Genomic DNA, 590 nt, shown 5'->3' on the forward strand with positions numbered 1-590 from the left:
AACCTGGACATTGGCATAGGTGCCTTCGGCCAGCGTGAAGCTGCCGCCGGTGCCCGTCTGCCAGTTCTGGCCACCATTGGTGGTGAACTCCCAGGTGGCGCCGTCTTCCAGCCCGGTCACATCGATCTGGCCGTTGCTGGTGATGCTGTCGTCATCAAGGACGCCGGTGTCATCCGTCAGAGCTGCAACCGGAGTGGCGACGCTGGCATCGACCGTGATCGAACCAAGCGTGGTCGTTGCCGTGTTCCCGGCAGCATCCGTCTGGCGAACCTGGACATTGGCGTAGGTGCCTTCGGCCAGCGTGAAGCTGCCGCCGGTGCCCGGCTGCCAGTTCTGGCCACCATCGGTGGTGAACTCCCAGGTTGCGCCGTCTTCCAGCCCGGTCACATCGATCTGGCCATTGCTGGTGATGCCGTCGTCATCAAGGACGCCGGTGTCATCCGTCAGAGCTGCAACCGGAGTGGCGACGCTGGCATCGACCGTGATCGAACCAAGCGTGGTCGTTGCCGTGTTCCCGGCAGCATCCGTCTGGCGAACCTGGACATTGGCGTAGGTGCCTTCGGCCAGCGTGAAGCTGCCGCCGGTGCCCG

General features: G+C 64.4%; 1 protein-coding gene. It reads right to left on the reverse strand.

The features are described from left to right. A partial coding sequence (locus tag GRI97_RS18485) for an Ig-like domain-containing protein (protein WP_202392846.1) occupies positions 1–590 on the reverse strand: 590 nt, incomplete at both ends.

The sequence above is a fragment of the Croceibacterium xixiisoli genome (assembly GCF_009827305.1).
GTDB lineage: Bacteria > Pseudomonadota > Alphaproteobacteria > Sphingomonadales > Sphingomonadaceae > Croceibacterium_C > Croceibacterium_C xixiisoli.